The sequence below is a fragment of the Desulfovibrio sp. SGI.102 genome, from assembly GCF_050314315.1.
In the GTDB taxonomy this organism is placed as follows: Bacteria; Desulfobacterota; Desulfovibrionia; order Desulfovibrionales; family Desulfovibrionaceae; genus Desulfovibrio.
In genome coordinates this window covers 1-4,712 of record NZ_JBNPNC010000095.1, presented here as the reverse complement: position 1 = coordinate 4,712, position 4,712 = coordinate 1, and the positions used below count along the sequence as shown (strand labels likewise).

The 4,712-nt window shown below is 53.0% G+C and carries 2 protein-coding genes; both read left to right on the top strand.

Translation table 11 applies throughout. The annotated features are described in order from the left end of the window. The first annotated feature begins 243 nt into the window (after window positions 1-243). Complete coding sequence (locus tag ACQRCJ_RS12045) at window positions 244-3,987, top strand: DUF3626 domain-containing protein (RefSeq protein ID WP_427799897.1); 3,744 nt, start codon at window positions 244-246, stop codon at window positions 3,985-3,987. Between the two features lie 68 nt (window positions 3,988-4,055). Continuing rightward, window positions 4,056-4,511 carry a type III secretion system chaperone gene (locus ACQRCJ_RS12040; protein WP_168936510.1) on the top strand — a complete coding sequence of 152 codons (456 nt, stop codon included), beginning with the start codon at window positions 4,056-4,058 and terminating at the stop codon, window positions 4,509-4,511. The last annotated feature ends 201 nt before the right edge of the window (window positions 4,512-4,712 follow it).

The window sequence follows — 4,712 nt, the reverse complement described above, 5'->3', positions numbered from 1 at the left end:
GACATTCGGCTAGCTGGTTCGCTGGAGGCGTCTTGTGCGGGATTACGAGCGACGCCTTGATGTGTCTGAGTCCATGATTCAAATAGCCATGGCAAGCATACTGCTGAAACGTTTCATTATTGATAAATGAGTTTCCAAACACGCTCTGAAGTTTCCAAACACGCTCTCATCAGCCCTCTTTATATTTTGGCACAATTTCTGCAATGGAAGGAAAAAGAATCCTAACAAAAAAAGGAAAATACTATGCCCTCACGTATCCAAGCCGCCCCTACCATCCAGCAACAGCTGGCATCACGCGGTATTACGGAAAAAACCGGTGTTTTCGGACAGCACAAGGTACAGCTGGGAACAGGTTCTCCCATTCGACTCGATAAGATTAAAGGCAACTCTGTTCCCTATCAAGGGTTCCGTACTGCCACCAAAATTGCCAGAGGACACGAAGGACTCGAAAAATCCTCCAGCAATACGCTGAATATTCTGGCCGCCCCCGGCACGCTCGATGCACGCAAGCTGCTTGCCGCGCTCAAAACCAATGGAAACTTTATGGAACGCCTGGATAAGCTCGGGCAGCTCACGGAAGCGCAGAAAGGCAACTCGCTCTGGTCGTTTGCCCCCGCCGTGGAAAAGCTGAGCAATACCGAACTGGCTGCCGTGTACCAGAACTTCACCTCTGCGGAGATGGATCTTTTGCAGACAGCCCTCCGCCACGAAGGCCTGAACAACCCCAAGGCTAACGACGCACGCCATGCGGCCTCTCAGCTCTTCGACCTTCAGGCCCTTGTTCTTAAGGAAATGAGCAACCGCGTTTCCAATGGTATGCTTGACGACCTTTCTGCCAAGGAACCGGAAAATGCCGCCAAATATGAGAACATGAGGCCCGCCTCCCTGAGCCGCCAATACGCCCAGAAAGACGTTCTTCCCACAGCGCATACCCATGACATCACCGCCGCCAACCTGCATACTCTGGCCAACGTAGCGGCAGAAAGTGCCACCCGGCGCGAAAACACGGCCACCGCAGAAACGCAGAAGCTGTCTTCACGCGGGATCTCTGCCACACCCAAGGAAATGGGCGATCTTCTGCGCGAAAGCCCTCTGACCATCAATCTTCCTGCACGCCGCCTCCTGCGCGATAATTCCTTTATCCTTAACCCCGACCAGCCCATGCCCAATGCCTTCCACATACAGCAGCAGGGCACGATCAATAAAGGGGCAAGCTACATGCCCCGGCGCAACGAGACGGAAAAACTCCTCTTCCCCGAACTGAAAGGGCACGATGTTATTGCCGATGAACGCCCCGTGTACGGTGCCCTCAATACGCAAAGAGCCCAAAAAGGCCCCGCACAGCGCGACTATGGGCACTGTGTTATCGTCCTTAAACCAGAAGTAGCCAGGCGCGCCACCTTCATAGCGGAAGATACGTTCTACTCCCCCGCTATCAGCATCACGCCTGAGCGCAAGGAGGAGTTCTACAAACTGCTCGACGGCTCCGGCCTCCCTATAGAAACAGTCGTTGCCCTCAAAGACCCTGAGAGTGCGGAACACCGTGCTATGGAAACCTATTTAGATGGGGGGCTTAATGTCAAAGACGTGACGGCTACCTTCTTTAAGAATCCTCCTACGGAAACGGGCATTAGTGGCACTGTGAATAAGGATCTGTTCGCGGCTGTTGCTCTCCAGGCTTTTGGCGACAAGGCCGCCACGCGTTCCAAAGTAGCCTCGTACGACAACCTGGAATCCCTGCTCCCCAATCTCAATGACCTGAATGGAGCTATGCTGGCCCAGGGGGCAGAAAAACGCGCCCGCGGCGAAGACCCTTCCGTACGTCTGTCCATGAACTACATAGAAGCCCAGATACACGGGCCAATTATCCCCAGCCGCGATATTCAGGAGATCCGTGTGGACCTGGGCGAAGCTCCTGCAGGAGAAAGGATGCAGCTCATAGCCCGCATGGATACCTTCAGCCACTCTACGGGCGTTAAGGTTACCTACATCACCGATGAGCTCAACGAATGGGAAACAAGCCAGTCTTTGGGAACGTTTGAACTCACCGATCAGAACGAGGAGGAGCGCATTGACAATACCTTTGAAAGCGGTGTCCGATACTTTACCGATCATGTCCGCCAGGAAGTAAACGATGCTATAGAGGAAGGCCTGAACCATAATATTCAGAACCATATACGCTCCGCGCTCAATAATATGGATCTTACCCATCTCTTCCCCCAGGAAGGAGAAATTTTAAGAAGAAGTGCACTGACTCTCATCGCGAAAGCCATCCCCAGGCAGGTTCAAACGTACATGGCGACCCCCAGTAACGAGAACACAAGCCCTGAGAAGATTGCTGCTGACATCATCGAACGAGCGGCACAGCCTGTTCTTCAGAAAAAGGCTGATCTGCTCAACAAGCTGAATAACCTCCCCATGACTTCCGAACAGAGAGCCGCCTTCTCCCACTGGATACGCAGCTCTGATATCACGGATCCAGAAGAACTGCAGCTTACCTTCGATAACGCCCAGATACAGGCTGCAGCATTACAAACCATTGCCAAAGCAGATCCTCCGCTCTCTGCGGAAGAAACCTTCCGCACTCTGGCCAAAGCGGCACAGCTCACCGACGAACGTACTGACACCTATGCCAAAGGCAAAGATTATAGTGCCGAACAAAAGTTTGCCGCCAAGAATCGCGCCTCCTTCATGGCCTATTCCTTGATAAAGAACGGGATACCGCCTTTGAGCCAGGAACAGATGCGTGGCCTTTACGACCGGCTGCATTCTCCCGAAATGCTCTCAATGATAAGGCAGCTGAGAGGAATTGTCACCAACGAAGCCATCATGGCGGAGGTCAACGACTACGGCTTGCTCAATACCCTCTCCACAATGAGCATATTCCACCTTCAAAATGCGGAAAAAGAAGTCGGAGAAAAGGAAGTCGATATCGAATTTAACGCCAATCTCGCCCTTGTGCCTGAAAAAAACCGTGCCTTATTCCGCGAGGTTGCCCCGCAAACCATGGCCACCTTCGATAAGGCATATCCGGCATACTCGCCCTTCCCTGCTGCTGCCGTACCAGGCAGTATGCCCACTACTCACACGGCAAGGCGCGATTTCCTTGTCCGTCATATCAATGAGTATCTTTCCCATGAAAAGGGCTTTGACAGAGGCTCTTCCACCCATGGACGAGGCCACATCACCCGCGCCTTCATCTTTGCCTCGGTCATGTGCTCCATCCTGGAAGAACAAGGTATTCCCGTAGACCGTAATGCTGTACTCTGTGGTATTACAGGCTACGACGTCGGCCGCCAAGGCCCAGGTGTCGACAAATGGGAAAAGGACAGTGCCCAGACAACCGTGAAACTTATGAAGTCCGACTTCGGGCAGAATACCATGGGGCAGGACTACGAACAGGAAGTTATTGGCACTATAACCAAACACAGTACCACCGTAGAAGGTATGGTTTTAAAGGCAGCCGATGGCCTGGACATAGGCCGTACCAAAACCTTCGACCTCAACCGCATGCCTTTCCTGCGCGGCAAGGAAGGGGAAGACGTACCCGACGAAGTGAAAAAGCTGCGTGAAGGCCTGGCTAAGGAAGCCGATCTGCTCCAGCGCTTCACCGACCCGATGTGCCAGCACAGGGAAGAACTGAACAAGCTGATTATGGATATAACAACGACCGCCCCAGAGTCCCCGTTATACGAACAGCTTATAGAGCAAAAAGAAGCACTGCTCAAAAAAATCGCCGAGCTCTACGAAGCATCCTGGCCTAAGGAAACCGCTCAGGTCTCCGAAGACACGGGGGCTGACGGCCAGGCCGCGGCCAAAGATGCCGTTCAGTCTGCAAACATGGCGGATAACGCGCTGTTCGCCACAGGCATGGATGCCAACCAGCTCGAGGCGTACATGAATGCCAATCGGTTTGTAGAGAACATAGAAAAAATCATACAAACCCACAGTGACGAATTCCCCATTCTCTCGAAATACTACCGCTGAAACAGAGAAGGCCGTGCAGAACGGCCTTCCCGCCGGTGAAAGAATCAGCAATAAAAAAGGAGTCCACAATGGAATTGACCGCACTGTTTGAAGAGCTTGGAACATCCATGGGCATCGACCGCCTGACCTTCGATGCCGATGGGCAATGCTCCCTGCTTTTCGACGGCGAACATGAAGTAACCTTCCTGCATAACCAGGAAGACCATGCCCTGATCATGTATTGTGAATTGGGCAAACTCTCCGCACAGGCCGATGATATCTGCCGTGAACTCATGCAGGCTTCCCTGCTCGGAGCGGAAACAGGCGGAGCGGCCCTGTCTGTAGACAGTAGACTCGACGTTATTGTCCTCTGGAAACGCCACGATGAAAGCTTTGATTCCCTTCCCTTCTTGGAACAGGCTCTCAATGCCTTTCTCACGCAGGCCATTCAATGGAAGGCACGCCTTGGCCCAAAAAACGCCTCCCGTAGTGAAGAAAAGCCAATAGATTCCAATTTACTCAACAATTTCGACATGTTTGTCTGAAATTCCCGTTCGGCAAGATAAGGCCGGTGCCTTTTCCGGACGAGTCCTGCATCTGGTGGGGAGGAATACCTTTTCGGGCATTCCTCCGGAAACTACACCGGAAGACACCTAAGCGCGCTTCCTCGACGCCGGTCTCTTCCTTTCCATCCGGAGCTGAGAGCCGGTTCCTCTTCCGGGACCCGCCTGCTGTTCCTGCCCGTC